The following is a 21999-nucleotide window of genomic DNA, read 5'->3' on the forward strand; positions in this document are numbered from 1 at the left end:
GCGCGCCCCCGACCCCGGTGTGACCCTGCGAGGGTGACGACCACCGAGACGACCCAGCCGCCCGCCGCAGACGCGCCCCCGGTCCTGGACAAACGCCGCCGCAACGTCGTCTTCGTAACGATCATGCTCGGCATGCTGCTCGCCGCCCTGGACCAGACGATCGTCGGCACTGCCCTGCCGACGATCGTCTCCGACCTCGGCGGCGCGGCCCACATGTCGTGGGTCGTCACGTCGTACCTCCTCGCGGAGACGGTCGCCACGGTCCTGGTCGGCAAGTTCGGCGACCTGTTCGGCCGCAAGGTGGTCTTCCAGCTCTCGGCGATCATCTTCATCACGGGTTCGTTCCTGTGCGGCCTGTCCACGAACATGACGCTGCTGATCATCTGGCGGGCGATGCAGGGCATCGGCGCGGGCGGTCTGATGGTGACGTCGATGGCGCTCATCGCGGACGTCATCCCGCTGCGCGAGCGCGGCAAGTACCAGGGCGCGATCGGCGCCGTGTTCGGCGTCGCGACCGTCATCGGGCCGCTCCTCGGCGGGCTCTTCACGGACCACCTGACGTGGCGCTGGGCGTTCTACGTCAACGTGCCGATCGCGATCGTCGTGGTCATCGCCGCGGCCCGCACCATCCCGGTCGTGAAGTCGGCGACGCGCCCGGTGATCGACTACCTCGGCATCGCGCTGGTCGCGATCGGCGCGAGCGCGCTGATCCTGGCGACCAGTTGGGGCGGCAACGAGTACGCGTGGGGCTCCCCCACCATCATCGGCCTGTTCGCGGGCGGGGTGATCGCGCTCGCCGGCTTCTGCTGGGTGGAGATGCGCGCGCCCGAACCGATGCTGCCCATGCGGCTGTTCGCCAATCCGGTCTTCACCGTGTGCTCGATCCTCAGCTTCATCGTCGGCTTCGCGATGCTGGGCGCGATGACGTTCCTGCCGACGTACCTGCAGTACGTCGACGGGGACTCGGCCACGATCTCCGGGGTGCGCACGCTGCCGATGGTGATCGGTCTGCTGGCCGCGTCGATCTTCTCCGGCAACGTGGTCAGCAAGACCGGCAAGTACCGGATCTTCCCGATCGTCGGCTCGCTCGTCATGGCGCTCGGGCTCTATCTGCTCTCCCTGATGGGCCGGTCGTCGGGCACCTGGCTGGAGTCGCTGTACATGCTGGTGCTCGGTTCCGGCATCGGCCTGTGCATGCAGGTGCTGACCATCGCCGTGCAGAACACCGTCGAGTACGCGGACCTGGGCACGGCGACGTCCGGTGTCACGTTCTTCCGTACGCTGGGCAGCTCCTTCGGGACGGCCGTGTTCGGCACGATCTACGCCAACTCGCTCAGGCCGAACCTCACCGAGGGCGTGCAGACCGCGGCGCAGGCCGGCACCGGGATCGATCCGGCGGCGCTCGCCGAGGCGGCGCAGAGTCCGGCCGGGGTGCACGGGCTGCCGGAGGCCGCGCGGGTGCCGATCGTCGAGGCGTACGCGGACTCGCTGCACACGGTGTTCCTGTGGACGGTGCCGGTCGCCCTGATCGGGTTCGTCGTGGCGCTGTTCCTCAAGCAGGTGCAGCTGCGGGACAGTGCGCGGATGGGGTCTTCGGACATGGGCGAGGGGTTCGCGCAGCCGACGACCGGGGATCCCTCGCACCTGCTGGAGCGGGCGGTCGGGAACCTCGTGAAGTCGACGAACCTGGAGACCGCGCGGCACATCCTCGACGTCTCCGACAGCCGCCTCGACATCGCGGGCGCGTGGGCCGTGATGCAGGTGGAGTTCTTCACGCGGATGGTCGGGCACGCCAGTCTCGGCATGATCGCGGCCCGGCGCAGGGTGCCGCCCGAGGTCCTGGTGCCGGTGTTCCAGCGGATGGTCGACGAGGGCTACCTGTCCCGCACGGGCACGTACTTCTCGCACACGGCGGCGGGGCGCAGGGAGGCCGGTGTCCTCAACCACGCGTGGGGCGAGTGGCTGAGCAAGCAGATCGAGGCGGACCTGGGCCGGCCGCCGGGCCAGGACCTGCGGGCGGCGGTGGACACCATCGCGAAGCGGCTGCTCGTGGAGGACCTGGCGCAGGGGCTGCCGGCGCAGCCGGGCGCGGACCGCACGCTCACCCCGTCGTAGCGCGGCCCGGGGTCAGCGCAGCAGCAGCTGGAGTCCGCCGACGACCGTGGCGGCGATGACGAGCCGCTCGAACAGTCGCTGGTTGATGCGGTTCACCGCCGCCTTGCCGATGAGCGCGCCGGGCACCACGAACCCGGCGAGGGCGGCGTCCAGCAGGAGCGAGCGGCCGTCGATCAGGCCGAGGCCCACGCTGAAGGGCACCTTCGCGGAGTTCACGATGAGGAAGAACCACGCGGAGGTGCCCAGGAAGCCGAGCTTCCGGAAGCCCGCCGACAGCAGGTACATGGACATCACCGGGCCGCCCGCGTTGGCGACCATGGTGGTGAAGCCGCCGAGCACCCCGTACGAGCCCGCCTTGACGCGGGCGGAGCGGGTGGCGGTCTCCTCGACCTCCGGAGCCTCGGCCCGTCTGCGCCGCCACACGGTGACCCCGGCCATCAGCAGCAGGATCGCGCCGATGGAGGTGCGCACGGCCCCGTCGCCCGCGAAGGCGAGGAAGACCGTGCCGGCCACCACTCCCCCGGCCACGGCCGGGAAGAGCCGCCACAGCGTCGGCCAGTGGGCGTGCCGCCGGTAGGTGAGGACGGCGAGGACGTCGCCGCAGATGAGGATCGGGAGCAGCACGCCGGTGGACGCGCGGGCGGGCAGGATCGCGGCGAAGATGGCGAGGCTGACCGTGTTGGCACCGCTGACGGCCGTCTTGGAGAAGCCCACCAGCAGGGCCGCGGCGGCCAGGGCGGTGAACTCCCAGGGGGTGATCCCGAATATGTCGTGCATGGCGGAGACAGATGCTAGACCCATCTATCCGCCGCGCGTCAGGGGCGCCGCATCGTGATACGCGCCTCAGCGGCCGGGCGGACACGGGCGGACATCCGGCCCCCACCCCCCTTTGCATGGTCATGCGTGATGATGCATACTCTTCCTATGTCCAAGGTCCTCACCTCCCTCCCCGCCGGCGAGCGCGTCGGCATCGCCTTCTCCGGCGGTCTCGACACCTCCGTCGCGGTCGCGTGGATGCGCGACAAGGGCGCCGTCCCCTGCACGTACACCGCGAACATCGGCCAGTACGACGAGCCCGACATCGACTCCGTGCCGGGCCGCGCCCAGGCCTACGGCGCGGAGATCGCCCGCCTCGTCGACTGCCGCGCGGCGCTGGTCGAGGAGGGCCTGGCCGCGCTCACCTGCGGCGCGTTCCACATCCGCTCGGGCGGCCGTGCCTACTTCAACACGACGCCGCTCGGCCGCGCCGTCACGGGCACGCTCCTGGTCCGGGCGATGCTCGAGGACAACGTGCAGATCTGGGGCGACGGCTCCACCTTCAAGGGCAACGACATCGAGCGGTTCTACCGCTACGGCCTGCTGGCCAACCCGAACCTGCGGATCTACAAGCCGTGGCTCGACGCGGACTTCGTGACCGAGCTCGGCGGCCGCAAGGAGATGTCGGAGTGGCTGGTCGCCCACGACCTGCCCTACCGGGACAGCACGGAGAAGGCGTACTCCACGGACGCCAACATCTGGGGTGCCACGCACGAGGCCAAGACGCTCGAGCACCTGAACGTCTCGCTGGAGACGGTCGAGCCGATCATGGGCGTCAAGTTCTGGGACCCGTCGGTCGAGATCCCCACCGAGGACGTCACGATCGGCTTCGAGCAGGGCCGCCCCGTGACGATCAACGGCAAGGAGTTCGCCTCCGCCGTCGACCTCGTCATGGAGGCCAACGCGATCGGTGGCCGGCACGGCCTGGGCATGTCCGACCAGATCGAGAACCGGATCATCGAGGCCAAGAGCCGCGGCATCTACGAGGCCCCGGGCATGGCGCTGCTGCACGCCGCGTACGAGCGCCTGGTGAACGCGATCCACAACGAGGACACCCTCGCCCAGTACCACGCCGAGGGCCGCCGGCTCGGCCGCCTCATGTACGAGGGCCGCTGGCTGGACCCGCAGGCGCTGATGATCCGCGAATCGCTGCAGCGGTGGGTCGGCGCGGCCGTCACCGGTGAGGTCACGCTGCGGCTGCGGCGCGGCGAGGACTACTCGATCCTCGACACGACCGGTCCGGCGTTCTCCTACCACCCGGACAAGCTGTCCATGGAGCGGACCGAGGACTCGGCGTTCGGCCCGGTCGACCGGATCGGCCAGCTCACCATGCGCAACCTGGACATCGCCGACTCGCGCGCCAAGCTGGAGCAGTACGCGGGTCTGGGGCTGCTCGGGGCGGACTCGGCGGTCGGCTCCGCGCAGGCGGCGGCCACCGGGCTGATCGGGGCGATGCCGGAGGGCGGTGCTGAGGCGATCGCGTCCCGCGGGGAGGTGTCCGAGGAGGACGCTGCGCTGGATCGGGCGGCTATGGAGGCCGGGACGGACTGACTCCGTCGGTTGGGCGGATGTGGGCCGGGCGGCGCCGATCGGCGCCGGCCGGCCCTTTTTGCGCCTCTGGGGGTGGGATGTCGTGTGCGGTGGCGGGTGCGGGTTTGGTGTGGCTGAGCGCGCAGTTCCCCGCGCCCCTTCAGGAGGTGGGTTCTCCGGTGCGTCGGCGAGTGCGGGTTCGTTGTGGCTGAGCGCGCAGTTCCCCGCGCCCCTTTCGGGGCGCTAGTTGGCGTAGGTCGTGCGGAGTTCTCGTTTGAGGATTTTCATGCTCGGGCCGAGGGGGAGGTCGGTGGTGAGTTCTATGCGGCGGGGGTACTTGTGCTTGGCCAGGTGCTGCTTGGACCACTCGGTGAGGTCGGCCGCGTCGAGGTGGGCGTCCGGCTTCGGGACGATCACCGCGCAGACCTCCTCGCCGTGCACGTCGTCCGGGAGGCCGATGACGGCGACCTGGGCGACGCCCGGGTGGGTCATCAGGACCTCTTCGACCTCGCGCGGGTAGACGTTGTAGCCGCCGCGGATGATGACGTCCTTCTTGCGGTCGACGATCGTCGTGTAGCCGTCGGCGTCCTTCGTGCCCAGGTCACCCGTGCGGAACCAGCCGTCGACGAGGGCCTCCGCGGTGGCGTCGGGACGGCCCAGGTACTCGGTGAACACGTTGTGGCCGCGCACCACGATCTCGCCGAGTTCGCCGGTGGGCAGCAGCTCGATGCGGTCGTCGAGTTCGGGGCGGGCGATCTCCACGTCGACGCCCCAGATGGCGTGGCCGACGGTGCCCGCCCTGATGCCATACCAGGGCTGGTTGACGGAGGCCACGGGCGAGGTCTCGCTCAGGCCGTAGCCCTCGTAGATGCGGGCGCCGAAGAGTTCCTCGAAGCGTTCCAGGACGGCGAGGGGCAGGGAGGCGCCGCCGGAGACGGCGATGCGCAGCCGGGGCAGGGCCTTCGCCTTGCCGGCCGCCGCTATCAGGTGCACGTACATGGTGGGCACGCCGTGGAAGACGGTGACGTTCTCCTCGACCATCAGGTCGATCGCCTTCGCCGCGTCGAAGCGGGGCAGCAGCACCAGCTTCTTGCCCGCGCGCCACACCGCGTTCAGCGAGGCCGTCTGGCCGAAGGCGTGGAAGAAGGGCAGCGCGCCGAGGACGACGTCGTCGGGGCTGTACTCGTTGCAGTCGAAGGCGTCGACGGTCGCGTTCATCACCAGGTTGAGGTGGCTGAGCACCGCGCCCTTGGGGACGCCGGTGGTGCCGCTGGTGTAGAAGATGACGGCCGGGTCCTCGGGGCCGCGCGCGGCGTACACCTGAAGGGGCGTCACGTCCTGGGCGACGCGGTCGAGTTCACCGTCGTCGCCGATCGTGGCGACGCGGGCGCCGGCCGCCTCGGCCGCGGCCGTGCCGACGGCGGCCTGCGCGGGGGCGCACAGCAGCAGGTTCACCCCGCTGTCGCGCAGGACGTGCTCCACCTCGCCCGCGGAGAGCAGGAGGTGGACGGGGACGACGACGCCGCCCGCCGCGAGGATCGCGTAGTAGGCGCGCGGGAAGTCGACGGTGTTCGGGGCCATCAGCGCCACCCGGTCGCCCGGCCGGACGCCGTACTTCTCGCCGAGCGCGGCGGCCCGGGCCCGGACCTGGTCCCACAACTCGCCGAAGGTGAACCGGAGTTCGCCTTGGACGAGGGCCTCCTTGTCGGGCCTGCGGCGGGCGTTGTCGGCGAGGATCGCGGCGAGCGAGAGAGTGGCCATGCGGGTGGTGCTCCGTTCCTTGCTGGTGCGGCTCTGAACCAGAGGGGCGCCGCGAACCCGGTGCGGCCGGGCCCGCGGCCGGGTCTCAGCGGGCGCCGCCGTTGACGTACAGCGTCTGTCCGCTGACGTAGGAGGCGTCGTCGCTGGCGAGGAAGGCCACGACGGACGCGATGTCCTCGGGCTGTCCGACGCGGCCCAGCGGGGTGCGCTCGGCGGCGAGCTTCTGGTGCTCGTCGGCGGTGGCGCCGACGCGCTCGGCGGTGGCGGCGGTCATCGCGGTGGCGATGTAGCCGGGGGCCACGGCGTTCACGTTGATGTCGAAGCGGCCCAGCTCGATGGCGAGCGTGGCGGTGAAGCCCTGGATGCCGGCCTTGGCGGCGGCGTAGTTGGCCTGGCCGCGGTTGCCGAGGGCGGACCGGGACGAGAGCGAGACGATCTTGCCGTACTTCTGCCGCGACATGTACGTCTGCGCGGCCTGCGAGCAGTTGAAGACCGAGCTCAGATTGACGTCGAGGACCGCGTCCCAGTCGGACTTGGGCATCTTGAAGAACATGCCGTCCCGCGTGATGCCCGCGTTGTTGACCAGGATGTGCAGCGCGCCCAGGTCCTCGTTGATCCGCGCGAAGGTCGTCTCCACTGCGTCCTGGTCGGTGACGTCGCAACCGTAGGCGCGGGCGGTACCGCCCTTGGCCTCGATCGCGTCGACGGTGGCCCGCGCACGCTCGGCGGTGAGGTCGACGACGGCGACGGCGGCGCCCTCCTCCGCGAGCCGGAGCGCGGTGGCGGCGCCGATGCCCTGGGCGGCTCCGGTGACGACGGCGACGCGGCCGGTGAACCTGCTCATGAGTCTCGTATTCCTTGTGTCGTAAGGGAGTTGTGTGGCGAAAGGACGGTCAGGCGCGCTCGACCAGGACGGCGCTGCCCTGACCGACGCCGACGCACATGGTGGCGAGGCCGCGGGCGGCGCCGGTGCGGCGCAGGCGGTGCAGCAGGGTGGTGAGGATGCGGGCGCCGGAGCAGCCGAGGGGGTGGCCGAGGGCGATGGCGCCGCCGGTCGGGTTGACCAGGTCGGGGTCGATGCCGAGGCCGTCGACGCAGGCGAGCGCCTGGGCGGCGAACGCCTCGTTGAACTCGGCCTCCTCGACGTCGCCGATGCTCCAGCCGACGCGGCCGAGGGCCTTCCGGGTGGCGGGCACGGGGCCGATGCCCATGACGTCGGGGTGGACGCCGGCCGAGGCGCCGGCGACGTAGCGGCCGAGGGAGACCAGGCCGAACTCCTCCAGGGCCTCCTCGCTGACGAGGAGCAGGCCCGCCGCGCCGTCGTTCATCGGCGACGCGTTGCCCGCCGTGACCGAACCCCCCTTGCGGAACACGGGCTTGAGGACGCCGAGCTTCTCCAGGGAGGTGCCGGGGCGGATGCACTCGTCCGCGTCGACCACGACGCCGTCGGGCCGGGTGACGGGGAGGATCTCGGCGTCGAAGAGACCGTCCTTGCGGGCGGCGGCGGCCCGCTGGTGGCTGCGCAGCGCGAACGCGTCCTGCCGCTCGCGTCCCACGCCGTACCGGTCGGCGACCTCCTCGGCGGTCTCCCCCATCGCGAGGACGCCGTGCAGTTCCTTCATCCTCGGGTTGACCAGGCGCCAGCCGAGGCGGGTGTCGTACGTCTGCATCTGGTGCGGCAGCGCCTCGTCGGGGCGGGGCAGCACGAAGGGGGCGCGGCTCATCGACTCGGAGCCGCCGGCGAGGACGACATCGGCCTCGCCCGCGGCGATGGTGCGTGCGGCCGTGGTGACGGCTTCGAGTCCGGAGGCGCAGAGCCGGTTGACGGTCGCGCCGGGCACGGACTCGGGCAGGCCCGCGAGGAGGGCGGCCATCCGTGCGACGTTGCGGTTGTCCTCGCCGGCCTGGTTGGCGGCGCCCCAGTAGACGTCGTCGACGAGCGCCGGGTCGAGAGCGGGGGCGTCGCCGAGCAGGCCCCGGATCACGGTGGCCGCGAGGTCGTCGGGGCGTACGGAGGAGAGGGATCCGCGCAGCTTCCCGATGGGGGTGCGGCGGGCGGCGGCGAAGTGAACGGGGCGCACGGTCAACTCCAGGGAACAGCCGGATGCGGTTAATTAGCACTGCTAGTTTTGGACTATAGTCCCGCGCCGCGGCCACTGGGAAGAGTCCCTGAGTGATCAAAAGAGGGCATGCCGTGATCAAAGAGGTGAGCGGGGTTCCACATCTCAGGGCTGACCCTGATGTCTCCCCGTGACGGCTTGCCTACTGTGGAGGTCCGGCACCGCTCCGCGGACGACGCACGGGGGACCACGGGGGAAACGGGGGAACGAGCGTCGTCTCCGGAGCGGAGCGCCGGAACCTCTTGGACGTACGCGGGTGGCTCTCAGCCCCGCAGATACGTCAGAACGGCCATGACCCGCCGGTGTTCCAGCAGATCGGGTTCCAGGTGCAGCTTGCTGAAGACGTTGCGGACGTGGGTCTCCACCGTCTTGCCGCCGATCACCAGCTGCTGCGCGATGGCCTCGTTCGAGCGGCCCTCGGCCATCAGCCCCAGGACGTCGCGCTCGCGTCCGGTGAGTTCGTCCAGGGGACCCGGCGCGCGCGGCGCGTCCAGCAGCCGGGCCACCACCAGCGGGTCGAGGACCGTCTCCCCCGCCGCCACCCGCTTCAGCGCGCCGGCCAGTTCGTCGATGTCGGCGACGCGCTCCTTCAGGAGGTAGCCGAAGCCCTCGGGCCGGTCGGCCAGGGCCTGCACGGTGGAGCTGGTCTCCACGTACTGGGAGAGCAGCAGGACGCCGGTGCCCGGGTGGGCCTCCCGGACGGCGGCAGCCGCGACCAGGCCCTCGTCGGTGTGCGTGGGCGGCATCCTGATGTCGAGCAGGACGGCGTCCGGCGCGTGCTCGGCGACGAGCGCGAGCAGGGGTCCGGTGTCGGCGCACTCGGCGGCCACCTCGATGCCCTCGTCGGTGAGGAGACGCACGATCCCCTGCCGAAGGAGTGCCGAGTCCTCGGCCACGATCACCCGCACGGAAGCTCCGCCCTGATCCTGGTCCCGCCACCGGCGGGACTGTGTATGTGCAGTACGCCGTCGACGGCGGCGAGCCGGTCGGCGAGGCCGCGCAGGCCCGTGCCGCGCGCGGTGTCGGCGCCGCCGACGCCGTCGTCGACGGTCTCGACGACGAGCCGGCCGTCCTGATGCCGGGCCGAGACGCTGACGGCGCGCGCCTTGGCGTGCTTGGCCGCGTTCGACAGGGCCTCGCAGACGGTGAAGTAGGCGGTGGTCTCGACGAGCGGGTCGTAGCGCCGGGGCTCGGCCGCGACGACGACCGGCATCGCGGCCTCCTTGGCGAGGGCGTTCAGCGCGGGCCCGAGTCCCTCGCGGGTGAGGACGGCGGGGTGGATGCCCTGGGCGATGCCGCGGAGCTCCTCGATGGCCTGGCGCAGGCTGGTCTCGGCCTCGTCGGCGGCGGCGCGCAGTGCCTCGTCGGCGTGGTCGGCGAGACCGCGCTGCACCCGGCGCACCTGCATCAGCGCGAAGACGAGCCGGGTCTGCGCGCCGTCGTGCAGATCGCGCTCGAGCCGGCCGCGCTCGGCGTCGGCCGCCTGCACGATGCGGGTGGCGACGTCCTTGGCGCGGGTGCGCAGCCAGACGTTCTCCAGGGCGAGGCGCAGGGCGGCGGCCACGGATTCAAGCAGTTCCGGGTCCTCGCTGAGCGCCGGGTCGTGGTGGAGCAGGGCGAGCGGACGCCCGTCGGACGCGTGCACCGGAGTACGGCCCGGCCCTCCGGTGGCGACCTCGCGGCCCGCCCCGTCGACGTACGCGGCGCGCTCCTCGCGCCACAGGCCGAGCCGCAGCGTCGGGTCGCCGAGCACCCGGACGAGCGCCTCGCGCACCCTGGACGGATCGGGATCGGTGCCGACGTCGATGACGAGTCCGCTGACCTCGGCCCGCTGCAGGTGCATGCGCAGCAGTCCGCCGAGGAAGGCGAAGGGGACGGCGACCTGGGCGAGGTCGGACATCAGGTACACGGCCTGCTCGGCGACGGAGCCGACCTCGCCGAACCACGGCACGACGTAGAACAGCATGTCCCACATCAGGAACGCGACGGCGATGCCGATGCCGATCCAGGCCGGCATCAGGGCCCGCCTGCGGGCCGCGGAGGCGTGCCGCCAGCGCTGCACGATGGCGACCGCGGCGACGGCGGAGATCACCCAGCCCGCCGCGTGGTACACGGCGTCGAAGGTGTCGAACAGGCCGTTCCAGGCAGGCACGAGAATGAGGTTCGGGCCGCAGTCCCGGCAGTCCAGATAGGTCGCGCCGGTATTGACCGCCGGGTCGAACAGGAGCGTGCGGACCAGGCCGCCGACGGCGACGAGCCCGTACGCGAACTGCACCAGGCGCCGGGTGAGGACCGTGGTGAGACGGCCTTCGGGGAACGACAGCACGAGGTGCAGGAGCACCGCCATGTTCAGCGCCTCCCACCAGGCGCCGAAGGTGAAGAGGACGGGCACCGCGGTGCCCTGGAGGTTGCCGAAGAACCAGGTCACGCCCTCGGCGACCATGAGGCGGCCGGTGTGGTTGGCGGGCCTGCGGTTCCAGGCGACCAGGCCGGCGACGACGTACGCCCAGCCGACGGCGAGGTCGCGCACCAGATCCGACGCGGACGCACCGCTGCGCGCGTACGCCCACGAGCCGGCCACACCTGATACGACGGCGAGCCCCACGGCCCCGGTCAGGCGCAGCCGAACCACTCGCTCACCCTGACTGTCCACGGGGCACACCGTAAGCCATTCGGGTGCACGGGGTGCAACGCGCTCGTAGGGTAGGCCGGGTACGCGAGGGCCGGACACGGGGGTCGTGGTGGAGTCGCGCAGGTTGTTGTCGTTCGCGGACGCGCTGGCACTGCTGGGGGTCGACTCGGCCCGGGTCACCGCGCTCGACCGGGCGCTCGGCGGGGCACTGAACCTGGCGACGGGCGGGGCGAGCGGGGCGGTGCTCGGCATGGTGTCCGAGCGGGGGCGGATCGTGGGGGTGGGGCGGGACGCGGTGCGGGGCGTCGGGGCGCGGCTCGGGCGGGCGACGAGCCGGGCGGAGCGGACGGATGTGCTGCGGGCTGCGCATGCGGTGATCGTGATCGTGGCGTGGTTCGAGGCCCTGGAGGAGACCGCCCTGCCGATCTCACTCGGCGAACTGGATCTGGTGCGCGGCGAGCAGGTGGCGCTGGCGGGTGGCAGCGGGACGGATCTGTTCGCGGTGACCGTGCCGTGTCCGGAGCCGCACCTCCCCCCGGAGGCCCTGTCCGAGGAGCTGAGATCCTGGTACGGCCAGTACGGCGACGCGCTCCTCGCGTTCCTGCACGGTCTCGCAGTGTGGGAACGCGCGTCGGCGGAGGAACAGGCACGGACGACGTCGCTCGTGCGGGCGACGCGCGATCGAGCGCTGTTCCGCTACCGGCACCTCAGCTTCCAACTGGTTCAAGCGGCACCAGAGTTCGGCTACTGGCTCACTCTCGTCGAACATCAGGCGACACGCACCGAGGTGCGCCGCGCTCTGGACGGCATCGATTCCCTGTTGGCGGCGACGGCCGATCACCTGCAGCCCCCCGTCGATGTCGCCGCCGCTCTGGCCACGGCGCACGAGGCGTCACTCACCCACACGATCCTCGATACCGCCACCACACCCGAGGGCATCCGCGTGCCCACGGTGGCCGCCATGTATCTCGACCCGGACTTCCGGGTGGCCAAACCGCTGAGCCAGTCGGGGCCCGCCGACGAGAGCTGGTGGGAGCGGCTGCCGGTACGCCGGGACCTCACGTCGTATCTGGCCGGAATTCTCACGCATCCGTCACTGACCGACGCGCCACTGCTGGTGCTGGGACAGCCCGGGGCGGGGAAATCCGTGCTGACGCGGGTGCTCGCGGCGCGACTGCCCCGCGCCGGGTTTCTGCCGGTGCGGATTCCGCTGCGGGACGTGCGGGCCGAGGACGAGCTGCAGGACCAGATCGAGCAGGCGATCCGGGCGGCCACAGGCGAACGTACGTCCTGGCCGGAGTTGGTCCGCGCGGCAGGCGGCAGCACCCCGGTGCTGCTGCTCGACGGCTTCGACGAGCTCCTCCAGACCACGGGAGTCCACCACACCGACTTTCTCGTGCGCGTCGCCCGCTTCCAGCGGAGGGAAGCCGAACTCGGCCGCCCTGTAGCCGCGTTGGTCACCAGTCGCACCGCCGTCGCCGACCGGGCCCGCTACCCGCAGGGGCTGGTGGCGCTGCGCCTGGAGCCGTTCAGGCCCGAGCAGATGCAACGCTGGCTCGCCGTCTGGAACGAGGCGAACTCGGGCACGCTCCGGCCCCTGACCTGGGAGACCGTGTCCCGACACCTCGAACTGGCCTCCCAACCACTGCTGTTGACGATGCTCGCGCTGTACGACGCCACGGAAGGCGGACTCACCCGGGACGAGAGCGAGCAGCCGCTCGAACTCACCGAACTGTACGAGGAACTGCTGTCGTCCTTCGCACGGCGTGAGCTCGGCAAGACGAGCCGGGACGCCGCACCGGATGACGAGGCGACGCGCGTCGAGCAGGAGTTGCAGCGCCTCTCCCTCGTCGCCTTCGCGCTCGTCAACCGGGGCCGCCAGTGGGTGTCCGCCGACGAGTTGGATGAGGATCTGGCCGGCCTGCTCGGCAGACGTACCGCCGAAGCGGCCGGGTTCCGTACGCCGCTGGGACCGGCCGAGACCGCGCTCGGCCGGTTCTTCTTCGTGCAGCGAGCCCAGTCCGTGCGGGACGGCCGCGTCCTGGCTACCTTCGAGTTCCTGCACGCCACGTTCGGGGAGTACCTGGCGATGCGGCTCGCCCTGCGGCTGCTCACCGATCTCCTCGCACCCAGGCCCTCCCTCTCCCTGGGTGAGAGCCGCATCGACGACGACCTCGCATACGCGGTGCTGTCGTTCGCACCGCTGGCGTCACGGCAGATGCTGCGTTTCGCACGGGGGCTCGTACGGACGATGCCGCCGGAGCGGCGAACCCGGCTGGCCGAGCGGCTGGTGCGCGTGCGGAACGAGCACAAGACACGGACCGGCGATCCACGTCCGGAGTACCGTCCGGTCGAGCGACGCACCTCGTCACGCCACGGTATCTACGACGCGAACCTGGTGCTCGTCACCCTCGCCCTTCTGGAGCGGACGTCCGTGCACGAGCTGTTCCCCAGAGCGAGCGATCCGGTGGGCTCGTGGCACCATCGCTGCCTCCTGTGGCGTTCCTCGATGGAGGAGGAGCAATGGACGGACATGGCCCTCTCCTTCACCGTGCGGCGCACCTGGGACGGCGAAGGGCGGCGTTCGTTGGAGATCCGGCTGCGTGAGGGCGCACTGCCGCAACCCGAGCCGCTGGACGCGAACTGGTTCTTCCGCTATCCGCAGGGCCACGGCGGCCCCGGCTGGCAGCGCGCCTACCACGAGGACATATGGCACAAGCTGACCGTCGCCGGCTCGACGAACGACCAAGTGGTCGCCCATGCCCTGGACCCGGTCTTCCGCAACCTCGGGCCGTGCGTAACCACCTTCACCCCCGTGGAGGATGCGCCGGCGTCGTCCCTCGCGCACGATCTGCTGCGCCTGCTCCTCGACGACACCGACGCACTCACCCGCACGGAGCTGGGGGACCTGTACGAGCGGGTGCAGCGCGGCATCCGCGCGCTGCCGACCGACTTCGAGCGCATGGACCGCGTGCTCGAACTGTTCCTGGTGGCCCGTGACCGCGACAGGGACCGGGGCGCGGTGGCCGACGGGACCTTGGACTCCATCGACCAGTTGGTGGCTCACCTGGCCACCCGCAGCAGCCTCCGCCCGACCCTGTTGCGCCACTACCCGTGGCTGGTGCGCGGCTGATCCTCCGGGTCCCGGATCAACCCCAGCACCCGGCTCCGCAACCCCGTGAACCGCACGTCCGCCCGAGTAGTCAACTGATCCCGCTCCGCCGGGAGTTCGACGACGACCTCCTCGCGGACCACCGTCGGCGACGGGCTCAGGACCAGGACCCGCTCCCCCAGGTACACCGCCTCGTCGATGTCGTGGGTGACGAACAGGACGGTCATGCCGCGGCGGCGCCACAGGCCGCGTACCAGGTCCTCCAGGTCGGCGCGGGTCTGGGCGTCGACCGCGGCGAACGGCTCGTCCATCAGGAGCACGTCGGGTTCGTAGGCCAGTGCGCGGGCGATGGCGACCCGCTGCTGCATGCCGCCGGAGAGTTCCCAGGGGTAGGCCCGGCCGGCGTCGCCGAGGCCCACCGCGTCGAGCGCCTCGGTCACGCGGGCGCGCCGCGCGTCCTTCGGCATCTTCCGCTGCCGCAGCGGGAGTTCGACGTTCTCCGTCACCCGCATCCAGGGGAACAGGCTCCGCCCGTACTCCTGGAAGACGACCGCGAGGCCGGGGCGGGGGCCGGTCACCGGGACGCCGTCCAGCGTGACGGAGCCCTCCGTCGGCGCCAGGAGTCCCGCCACGCACTTCAGGAGCGTCGTCTTGCCGCAGCCCGAGGGGCCGACGACGCACACCAGCTCCCCCGCGTCGAGGCGGAAGGTGAGGTCGCGCAGCGCCTCCACCCGGCGTCCCGACCCTTCGTAGACCTTGCGCAGTCCTTTGACCTCAAGCACCGCCGCCACCCGCCTTCCGTCGCGCGCCGCGCGATCCGTGGTACCAGCCGAGGGCTCGCCTCTCGACGATCCGGAACAGCACCGAGAGAGCCACTCCCAGCAGGCCGAGCACCAGGATGCCGGTCCACATCTCCGGTACGGCGAAGGAGCGTTGGAACTCGACGACCGCGAAGCCGAGGCCGCTGCTGGAGGCGTACATCTCGCTGATGACCATGAGGATGACGCCGATGGACAGGGCCTGGCGCAGGCCCGCGAAGATCTGTGGGCTCGCCGCCGGGAGCACCAGGTGCCGCAGCCGGGCCGCGCCCGTCACTCCGTACGAGCGGGCGGTGTCGGCGGCGACCTCGTCGACCGCCCGGACGCCGGCGGCCGTGTTGAGCAGCACCGGCCAGACGCAGCCCGACGCGATCACGGCGATCTTCATGGTGTCTCCGATGCCGGCGAACAGCATGATGACGGGGACCAGGACCGGCGGCGGGACCGCGCGCAGGAACTCCAGGGCCGGTTCGCAGAACGCCCGGGTGCGCCGTGAGGCGCCGATGACGACGCCGAGCCCGACGCCCGCCACGCCCGCCACCGCGTAGCCCGCGAGGAGCCGCAGCACGCTCGGCAGGACGTCGTCCCGGAGCCGGTCGGGCGTCCAGGTGTCGTCGAAGCGGCCGAGGATGGTGCGCAGGGGTGGCGCGTAGAAGCTGGTGCTGGAGTCGGACGCCAGCCACCACACCGCGACCAGCAGGCAGGGCAGCGCCAGGGCGAGGGCGGCCGCCCGCAGGGCCCGCCCGGTGCGCCTCACGCGGGGGCCTCCGTCCGGACCGACCGGTGCCAGGACAGGGCGCGGCGTTCCACGGAGCGCGCGCCGGTGTTGATGAGCACGCCGAGGCAGCCGGCGACCAGGATGAGGGCGTACATGTCGGGGACGGCCTGCGAGGTCTGGGCGACGTTGATGCGGTGGCCGAGTCCTGGCGCCCCGATGACGAGTTCGACGGTGACGGCGAGGATCAGGGCGACCGCCGCGGCGAGCCGGACGCCGGTCATGACGTACGGGAGGGCCGTCGGCCACACGACGTGGCGGATGCGGGCCCAGGGGCCGAGGCCGAAGGCGCGGGCGGTGTCCTCGGCGACGGGGTCGACGTCCTGGACGCCGTACAGGACCTGCACGAGGACCTGCCAGAACGCGGCGTAGACGACGAGGAGGAGGACCGAGCGGAGTTCGGTGCCGAAGAGCAGGATCGCCAGCGGGATGAGGGCGACGGACGGGATCGGGCGGAGGAACTCGACGGTGGACGAGGTGAGTTCGCGCAGGTACGGGACCGTGGCGATGACGAGTCCTGCCAGGACGCCGCCGGCCGTGGCGAGGCCGAGGCCGAGCGCCCAGCCGGTCAGGGTGTCGCCGAGCGCCGACCAGAAGGCGGGGTCCGTCAGTTCGCCGCCGAGGGCGTCGAGGGTGGTGGTGAACGGCGGCAGGTAGGCGGAGGAGACCAGGCCGAGGCGCGGCACCGCCTCCCACAGTGCCGCGCAGACGAGCAGGCCGAGTGCTCCGGGGATCACGGGAGGAGGGCGTCGAGGTCGGGGGTCTTGGCGAACAGGCCGTCGCCCTGGCCGAGTTGGGCGAGCCGGTCGAGGGAGGCGCGGTTCGGTTCGGCGGGCCAGGCGGGCAGGACGACCTTGTCGAGGGTGGCCTGCGGGATCTTGGTGTAGGAGGTGACGATCTGGCGGACCTCGTCGGGGTGGCCGTTCGCGTACGTCAGGGACTCCTCGGTGGCGGCGGCGAACTTCTTCACGATGTCCGGGTGCTGCTGGGCGTACTGCGCGGCGGTGAAGTAGAGGGCGACGGTGAGGTCGGGGGCCGTGTCGACGAAGTTGGAGGCGATCACGGTGCCGCCCTGCGCCTTGACGGTGGCGAGGGCGGGCTCGACGACCTGGGCCGCGTCGATCTGGCCCTTGTCGAGGGCGGCGGGCATCTGGTCGAAGGCGAGCTCGACGAACTTGACCTTGTCGGGGTCTCCGCCGGCCTTGCGGACGGACTCCCTGACGGTGGTGTCGTTGATGTTCTTGAGCGTGTTGACGGCGACGCTCCTGCCCTCCAGGTCCTTGGCCGTCTTGACCGGGCTGCCCTTCTTGACGACGACGGCCCCGAAGTCCGCGCCGTCCTTGCCGGTGGAGCCGACGCCGTTGGCGACGGCCTTCACGGGGACGCCCTTGGACTGGGCGACCATCAGGGACGTGGCGTTGGAGAAGCCGAACTGGAACTGGCCGCTGATGACGCCCGGCACGATCGCCGCGCCGCCCTGTGCCTGGGTGAAGGCCAGTTTGAGGCCCTGTTTCTCGTAGAAGCCCTTCTTCTGGCCGAGGTAGACGGGTGCGACGTCGACGATGGGGATGAGGCCGAGTTTGACGGTGGTGGTGCCTCCGCTGCCGGACGCGGAGGGTTTGCCGTTGTCGTCGGAGCCGCCGCAGGCCGCCGTGGCGGCGAGCAGGGCCACGACGGCGGCGACGGTGAAGGTGCGGCGTGTGCATCGCATGGATCCCCCCGGGTGTTCAGCGGGAAAGTAGAGCCCGCACCTTAAGGGGTCAATGCCCTTGGCACACAAGAGAGTTGACGTTACTTACAGCGCAATCACAGCATGCGCGCCGCGTTGCCCGCCGGCTCTACGCCGTCTCGTGGCGCAGCGGCCGGCGGCCGAGGGAGGCGTCGTGGGCGTCGATCGCCTTCAGTGCGGCGAGTCCGTGCCGCAGGGCCGCGCCCCAGTGTTCGGTGGCGGTGAGCCAGCGGTCGGCGTCGTGCAGGAAGAGCCGGTCGGGGACGCCGTCGCGGAGCACCGCGGGGGTGCGCTCGATGGTGGCGGCCGTGGGCGCGAAGGCGCGGATCGCCGCGCCGGGGTCCTTCTCGTAGGCCGTCCAGAACGTCGCCAGCTCCGCACTCAGACGCGGTGATTGGGGCTGCCAGGGGTTGGCGCCGAAGGTGGGGGCCATGTGGTTGAGGTCGACGAAGACCTGTACGGCGTCGGCGACGCGCTGGTCGCCGCCCGCCAGGTGGAGGGCCGACTGGTCGACCCGGCCGTCGAAGTGATGTGGACCGGCACCGACGTCGTCCCGCCCGAGATCACCAACTCCCAGGCAGGTGGTCCGGGATGGACCGGGGTGGTCCGGGGGGACGGTGGGGTTCAGTCGCGGGTGTGTTCCCGGTACAGGTCGAGTTCGCCGTCGAGGTCGAGGGCGATGACGCTGCACAGCGGGTCGAGCTGGTCGTCGGACACGTACAGGTACTCCCAGCCGGGTACGTCGCCGAGGCCGCCGACGCGTTCGGTGCGCACCGGGGTGTCGCTGCCGAGCACGCGGGCCGAGCGGACGGCGTTGCGGACGCCACGCACGACGGCGTACTCGTTGGGCCGGTCGAAGAGGAACAGGTAGAGGGTGCGGCGGTCCGCGGAGAGGGTGGAGGGGCCGTAGAAGTGGCCGTGCGGCAGGCCGCGCCCGGTGCCGTACAGGGCCGCCGCGTGGCGGGCGGACCAGGCGCCCAACTGCTCCAGCCTGTCGGCCTGTTCGGGCAGGATGGTGCCGTCCGCCCGGGGTCCGACGTCGAGGAGCAGGTTGCCGCCGCCACCGACGGTCTCGGCGAGCACGCGGACGAGCTGGCGCGGCGACTTGTGGTGGTCGTCCTGCGGCTGGTAGCCCCACGAGTCGTTGATCGTGAGGCACAACTCCCAGGGTCCTGGCGGAGGTTCGACGGGGACGCCCTGTTCGGGGGTGGCGTAGTCGCCGTGGCCGGTGAGGCGGCCGTTGACGACGGTGCCCGGCCTGCGCTCCTCGATGAAGGCGGCGATCTCGCCCATCCGCCACTGGTCGGGACCGCGCTCCCACTCGCCGTCGAACCAGAGCAGGTCAGGGGCGAACAGGTCGAGCAGTTCGGTGAGCTGGGCGCGGTGGAAGGCGAGGAAGGCGTCCCAGCGGGCGGGGTCCTCGTCGCCGGCGGCCGGCATGGAGTACGGGTTGCCGCGCTCGTCGGGGTCCTGGCCGGCGGGGCGGACCGTGGCGTAGTCGGGGTGGGACCAGTCGAGGTGGGAGTAGTAGAGGCCGACCTTGATGTCGCGGCGGCGCAGCGCGGCGACGTACTCGGCGATGAGGTCGCGCCCCGCGGGGGTGCGCTTGACGACGGACAGGTCGTTGGCGTGGGTGTCCCACAGGGCGACGCCGTCGTGGTGCTTGGCGGTCAGTACGGCGTACCGGGCGCCGGCCCGCACGAACAGATCGGCCCAGGCGTCGGGGTCCCAGTGTTCGGCGCCGAATCGGTCGAGCTGCGCCATGTACGTGTCGTAGCGGACGCGCCCGTCGAAGAACGACCAGGACTCGGCGACGCCGTCCACGGCGTAGATGCCCCAGTGGATGAAGACGCCGAGCTTGCCGTCGGTGAACCACCTTTTGGCGGCGGGCAGTTGGTCACTCACGCGTAGTGCTCCTCGTCGTGGTTCCAGGCGGGGTGCGGTCCTGGGGGACGGTTGTCTCCGGTCGACGGCCGACATCGTTGTCGGATCGTGGGACGTGCCAGGTGGGGGCGGCGCGGTTCCGGTGGTGCCGGGCGTGGTGCGGGGGCGGGTTCAGGGGGCGGCCGCGGTCGAGCCGCGTTCCACGAGGTGCGGGAGCGCGTCCTCCACGCGCCGGGCCGGGCCCCCGTCGAGCAGGGCGAACAGTTCCTCGGCGGCGCGGCGGCCGAACGCCGTGGTGTCCCGGACGAGCGCGGTGAGCGCGGGGTGCGTGGAGCGGCACAGCACCGAGTCGTCCCAGGCCACGATGGACAGGGCGGCCGGTACGGGGATGCCGCGTTCGGCGGCGACGCCGAGGCCCGCGACGGCGAGGACGTCGTTGTCGTAGACGATCGCCGTCGGCGGCGCCGCGGAGTCGAGGACGCGGCGGGTCGTCCTGGCGCCCTCCGTGTCGGAGTAGTCGGTGGTGTGGGAGTGGGCCTCGATGCCGCGCCGTTCGGCCGCCGCCCGCAGCGACGCGATCCGGCGGCGGGTGTGGGCGAGTTCGGGCAGGCCCGCGACGTGCGCGATCCGGCGGTGGCCGAGCGCGTCGAGGTGGTCGACGATGCCGGCCATGGCACGGGCGTCGTCGGCCCACAGGTTGGCGATGCCGGGGTGGCCGGTGCCGTCGTCGCCGGGCGGCAGCGAGCCGATGACGACGGCGGGCAGTCCGAGCTCGTCGAGGAGCGGGGGGCGGGGGTCGTCGGCGCGCGGGTCGACGACGAGGACCCCGTCGACCCGGTGCTCGGCCCACCAGCGCCGGTAGGCGTCGCATTCGGCGTCGAGGTCCTCGACGACCTGGAACAGCAGGCCGAACCGGCGCAGGGAGAGGACTTCCTGGACGCCGGAGACGAGCTGGAGGAAGAACGACTCGACGCCGAGGGTGCTGGCGGGCCGGGCGAGGACGAGACCGATCGTGGCGGGGCCCTCGCCGGACAGGGCGCGGGCGGCGGCGCTGGGCCGCCAGCCGAGCCGGTCGGCGACCCGGCGGACCCGGGCGCGGGTGGCCTCGGAGACGCCCGGCCGGCCGTTGAGGGCGAACGAGACGGCGCTCTCGGACACCCCGGCCTCCTGGGCGATGTCCTTGATGGTGGGGCGTCTGACCGGAACACGGCGCACGATCTGCCTCCCGCCGAAACGACGCATGAACGATGCCGGAACGAAGTCGGAACGAGCCGGTGTGCGCACTGAAGCGCTTGAGTGCCGAGCACGCTAAAGCGCTTTAGCTGGTTCGGCAAGAGGGCGCGTCCACAACGATTTACAGCCGGTGACGCCCTGTTGACGTGGCCCTTCGGTGTGGCTCACGCTCTCCCCTGGCTCACCGCTTCTCCGAGGAGCAGGAATTCAACGATGCGTTTCGGCGTCAACTACACCCCCTCCCAGGGCTGGTTCCATCACTGGCTCGATTTCGATCTCGACGCGGTCCGCACCGACCTCGACGCGATCGCGGCGCTCGGCGTCGACCACGTGCGGGTGTTCCCGCTGTGGCCGGTGTTCCAGCCCAACCGTTCGCTGATCCGGCCGCGCGCCGTCGAGCAGCTGGTGGCCCTCGCGGACGCGGCGGGTGAGCGCGGACTCGACGTGAACGTCGACGGCCTGCAGGGCCACCTCTCCAGCTTCGACTTCCTGCCCGCGTGGACGCGGACGTGGCACCGGCGCAATCTGTTCACCGATCCCGACGTCGTGGCGGCGCAGGCCGCGTACCTGCGCACGCTCGCGGCGGCACTCGCCGACCGGCCGAACTTCATCGGGATGACCATCGGCAACGAGATCGCCCAGTTCGCCGCGGGACCCCCGCACCCCGACCCGGACCGCATCTCCCCCGCGCAGGCCGGGAGCTGGCTGGAGCGGGTGCTCGCCGCGTGCGAGGAGGGGGCGCCGGGCCGGCTGCACCTGCACGCCGAGTACGACGCGTCGTGGTACCAGGACGACCAGCCGTTCACCCCTGCGCACGCGGCCCGGCTCGGCGCGCTGACGGCGGTGCACTCGTGGGTGTTCAACGGCACCGCGCAGCGGCACGGCAAGGACGGTCCCGCGACGTACGGGCACGCGGCGTACCTGGTCGAGCTGTCCAAGGCGTGGGCGGCCGAGCCGCACCGGCCGGTGTGGCTGCAGGAGGTCGGGGCGCCGCAGCCGCTGATCCCGGCGGAGCACGCGGACCGGTTCACGGAGGCGACGATCGAGGCGGTGCTCGACTGCCCGGACCTGTGGGGCGTCACCTGGTGGTGCTCGCACGACGTCTCCCGTGACCTGGCGGACTTCCCCGAACTGGAGTACTCGCTGGGCCTGTTGACCAACGACGGCGCGGTGAAGCCGGCCGGCAAGGCCGTCGCCCGGCTGGCCGGGGCGTGGCGCGGCCGGTCGCCCGGGCCCGCCGTGCGCACGACCGCCCTGGTCGTGGACGCCGGCGACGACGACCTGGCGCCGCGCCGCTCGGTGTGCGCGCCGGGCGGCGCGGTCTTCGAGGCGTTCGCCGCGCTGGCCGCCGACGGGGTGCGCCCCACGACGGTCCTGGCGAGCCGCGCGGACGACCGGGAGCATCTCGCGGCGTGCGGGATCACCGAGGTCGTCACTCCTGACAACGTTGCCTGAACCCACCTCACCCGTACGG

The 21999-nt window shown here is 71.8% G+C and carries 17 protein-coding genes; 4 read left to right on the forward strand and 13 right to left on the reverse strand.

Annotation, left to right across the window (positions count from 1 at the left end):
- Positions 1-33: 33 nt before the first annotated feature.
- Complete coding sequence (locus tag RBJ77_RS09235) at positions 34-2115, forward strand: MDR family MFS transporter (RefSeq protein WP_372344488.1); 2082 nt, start codon at positions 34-36, stop codon at positions 2113-2115.
- 12 nt (positions 2116-2127) lie between these two features.
- Here RBJ77_RS09235 and RBJ77_RS09240 read toward each other — a convergent pair whose 3' ends face one another.
- The gene (locus RBJ77_RS09240; RefSeq protein ID WP_372344489.1) at positions 2128-2892 is read right to left on the reverse strand and encodes a sulfite exporter TauE/SafE family protein; all 765 of its coding nucleotides are present in this window, start codon (positions 2890-2892) and stop codon (positions 2128-2130) included.
- A 147-nt stretch (positions 2893-3039) separates the two neighbouring features.
- Here RBJ77_RS09240 and argG point away from each other — a divergent pair, with 147 nt between their 5' ends.
- On the forward strand, positions 3040-4482 hold the full coding sequence (argG, locus tag RBJ77_RS09245) for an argininosuccinate synthase (protein WP_255981376.1): 1443 nt from the start codon (positions 3040-3042) through the stop codon (positions 4480-4482).
- A gap of 222 nt (positions 4483-4704) precedes the next feature.
- Here the strand turns inward: argG and RBJ77_RS09250 are convergent, their stop codons facing one another.
- From RBJ77_RS09250 to RBJ77_RS09270, 5 genes are all read right to left on the reverse strand, one after another.
- A complete protein-coding gene (locus RBJ77_RS09250; RefSeq protein ID WP_372344490.1) occupies positions 4705-6222 on the reverse strand; it encodes a long-chain fatty acid--CoA ligase in 1518 nt (505 codons plus the stop codon).
- 85 nt (positions 6223-6307) lie between these two features.
- Entirely contained in the window at positions 6308-7066 is a 759-nt protein-coding gene (fabG, locus tag RBJ77_RS09255) for a 3-oxoacyl-ACP reductase FabG (RefSeq protein ID WP_372344491.1), read from the reverse strand.
- A gap of 49 nt (positions 7067-7115) precedes the next feature.
- Positions 7116-8303, reverse strand: a complete 1188-nt coding sequence (locus RBJ77_RS09260) for an acetyl-CoA C-acyltransferase (RefSeq protein ID WP_372344492.1) — start codon at positions 8301-8303, stop codon at positions 7116-7118.
- 302 nt (positions 8304-8605) lie between these two features.
- Positions 8606-9250 carry a LuxR C-terminal-related transcriptional regulator gene (locus tag RBJ77_RS09265; RefSeq protein WP_372344493.1) on the reverse strand — a complete coding sequence of 215 codons (645 nt, stop codon included), beginning with the start codon at positions 9248-9250 and terminating at the stop codon, positions 8606-8608.
- On the reverse strand, positions 9241-10995 hold the full coding sequence (locus tag RBJ77_RS09270; protein ID WP_372344494.1) for a sensor histidine kinase: 1755 nt from the start codon (positions 10993-10995) through the stop codon (positions 9241-9243). Before RBJ77_RS09270 ends, RBJ77_RS09265 begins: the two co-directional genes overlap by 10 nt.
- Positions 10996-11098: 103 nt before the next feature.
- Here RBJ77_RS09270 and RBJ77_RS09275 point away from each other — a divergent pair, with 103 nt between their 5' ends.
- Entirely contained in the window at positions 11099-14107 is a 3009-nt protein-coding gene (locus RBJ77_RS09275) for an NACHT domain-containing NTPase (protein WP_372344495.1), read from the forward strand.
- On the opposite strand, the gene RBJ77_RS09280 is transcribed toward RBJ77_RS09275, so the two are convergent.
- The 7 genes from RBJ77_RS09280 to RBJ77_RS09310 all read right to left on the reverse strand — a co-directional run bounded on the left by RBJ77_RS09280 (position 14083) and on the right by RBJ77_RS09310 (position 20534).
- Positions 14083-14877, reverse strand: a complete 795-nt coding sequence (locus tag RBJ77_RS09280; RefSeq protein ID WP_372344496.1) for an ABC transporter ATP-binding protein — start codon at positions 14875-14877, stop codon at positions 14083-14085. The genes RBJ77_RS09275 and RBJ77_RS09280 overlap by 25 nt on opposite strands.
- The gene (locus RBJ77_RS09285) at positions 14861-15661 is read right to left on the reverse strand and encodes an ABC transporter permease (RefSeq protein WP_372344497.1); all 801 of its coding nucleotides are present in this window, start codon (positions 15659-15661) and stop codon (positions 14861-14863) included. Before RBJ77_RS09285 ends, RBJ77_RS09280 begins: the two co-directional genes overlap by 17 nt.
- Positions 15658-16413 carry an ABC transporter permease gene (locus tag RBJ77_RS09290; RefSeq protein ID WP_372344536.1) on the reverse strand — a complete coding sequence of 252 codons (756 nt, stop codon included), beginning with the start codon at positions 16411-16413 and terminating at the stop codon, positions 15658-15660. The genes RBJ77_RS09285 and RBJ77_RS09290 overlap by 4 nt, the downstream gene beginning before the upstream one ends.
- Positions 16413-17390, reverse strand: a complete 978-nt coding sequence (locus tag RBJ77_RS09295; protein WP_372344498.1) for an ABC transporter substrate-binding protein — start codon at positions 17388-17390, stop codon at positions 16413-16415. Before RBJ77_RS09295 ends, RBJ77_RS09290 begins: the two co-directional genes overlap by 1 nt.
- A gap of 127 nt (positions 17391-17517) precedes the next feature.
- Positions 17518-17841, reverse strand: coding sequence for a hypothetical protein (locus RBJ77_RS09300; RefSeq protein WP_372344499.1), 324 nt, complete (start codon positions 17839-17841; stop codon positions 17518-17520).
- 191 nt (positions 17842-18032) lie between these two features.
- Complete coding sequence (locus RBJ77_RS09305) at positions 18033-19313, reverse strand: alpha-L-fucosidase (RefSeq protein ID WP_372344500.1); 1281 nt, start codon at positions 19311-19313, stop codon at positions 18033-18035.
- A 150-nt stretch (positions 19314-19463) separates the two neighbouring features.
- Positions 19464-20534, reverse strand: coding sequence for a LacI family DNA-binding transcriptional regulator (locus tag RBJ77_RS09310; protein WP_372344501.1), 1071 nt, complete (start codon positions 20532-20534; stop codon positions 19464-19466).
- Between the two features lie 204 nt (positions 20535-20738).
- On the opposite strand from RBJ77_RS09310, the gene RBJ77_RS09315 reads away from it, so the two are divergent.
- A complete protein-coding gene (locus RBJ77_RS09315) occupies positions 20739-21980 on the forward strand; it encodes a glycosyl hydrolase (RefSeq protein ID WP_372344502.1) in 1242 nt (413 codons plus the stop codon).
- Positions 21981-21999 lie beyond the last annotated feature (19 nt).

It is taken from the genome of Streptomyces sp. KL116D (assembly GCF_030766975.1).
GTDB classification, from domain to species: domain Bacteria; phylum Actinomycetota; class Actinomycetes; order Streptomycetales; family Streptomycetaceae; genus Streptomyces; species Streptomyces longispororuber_A.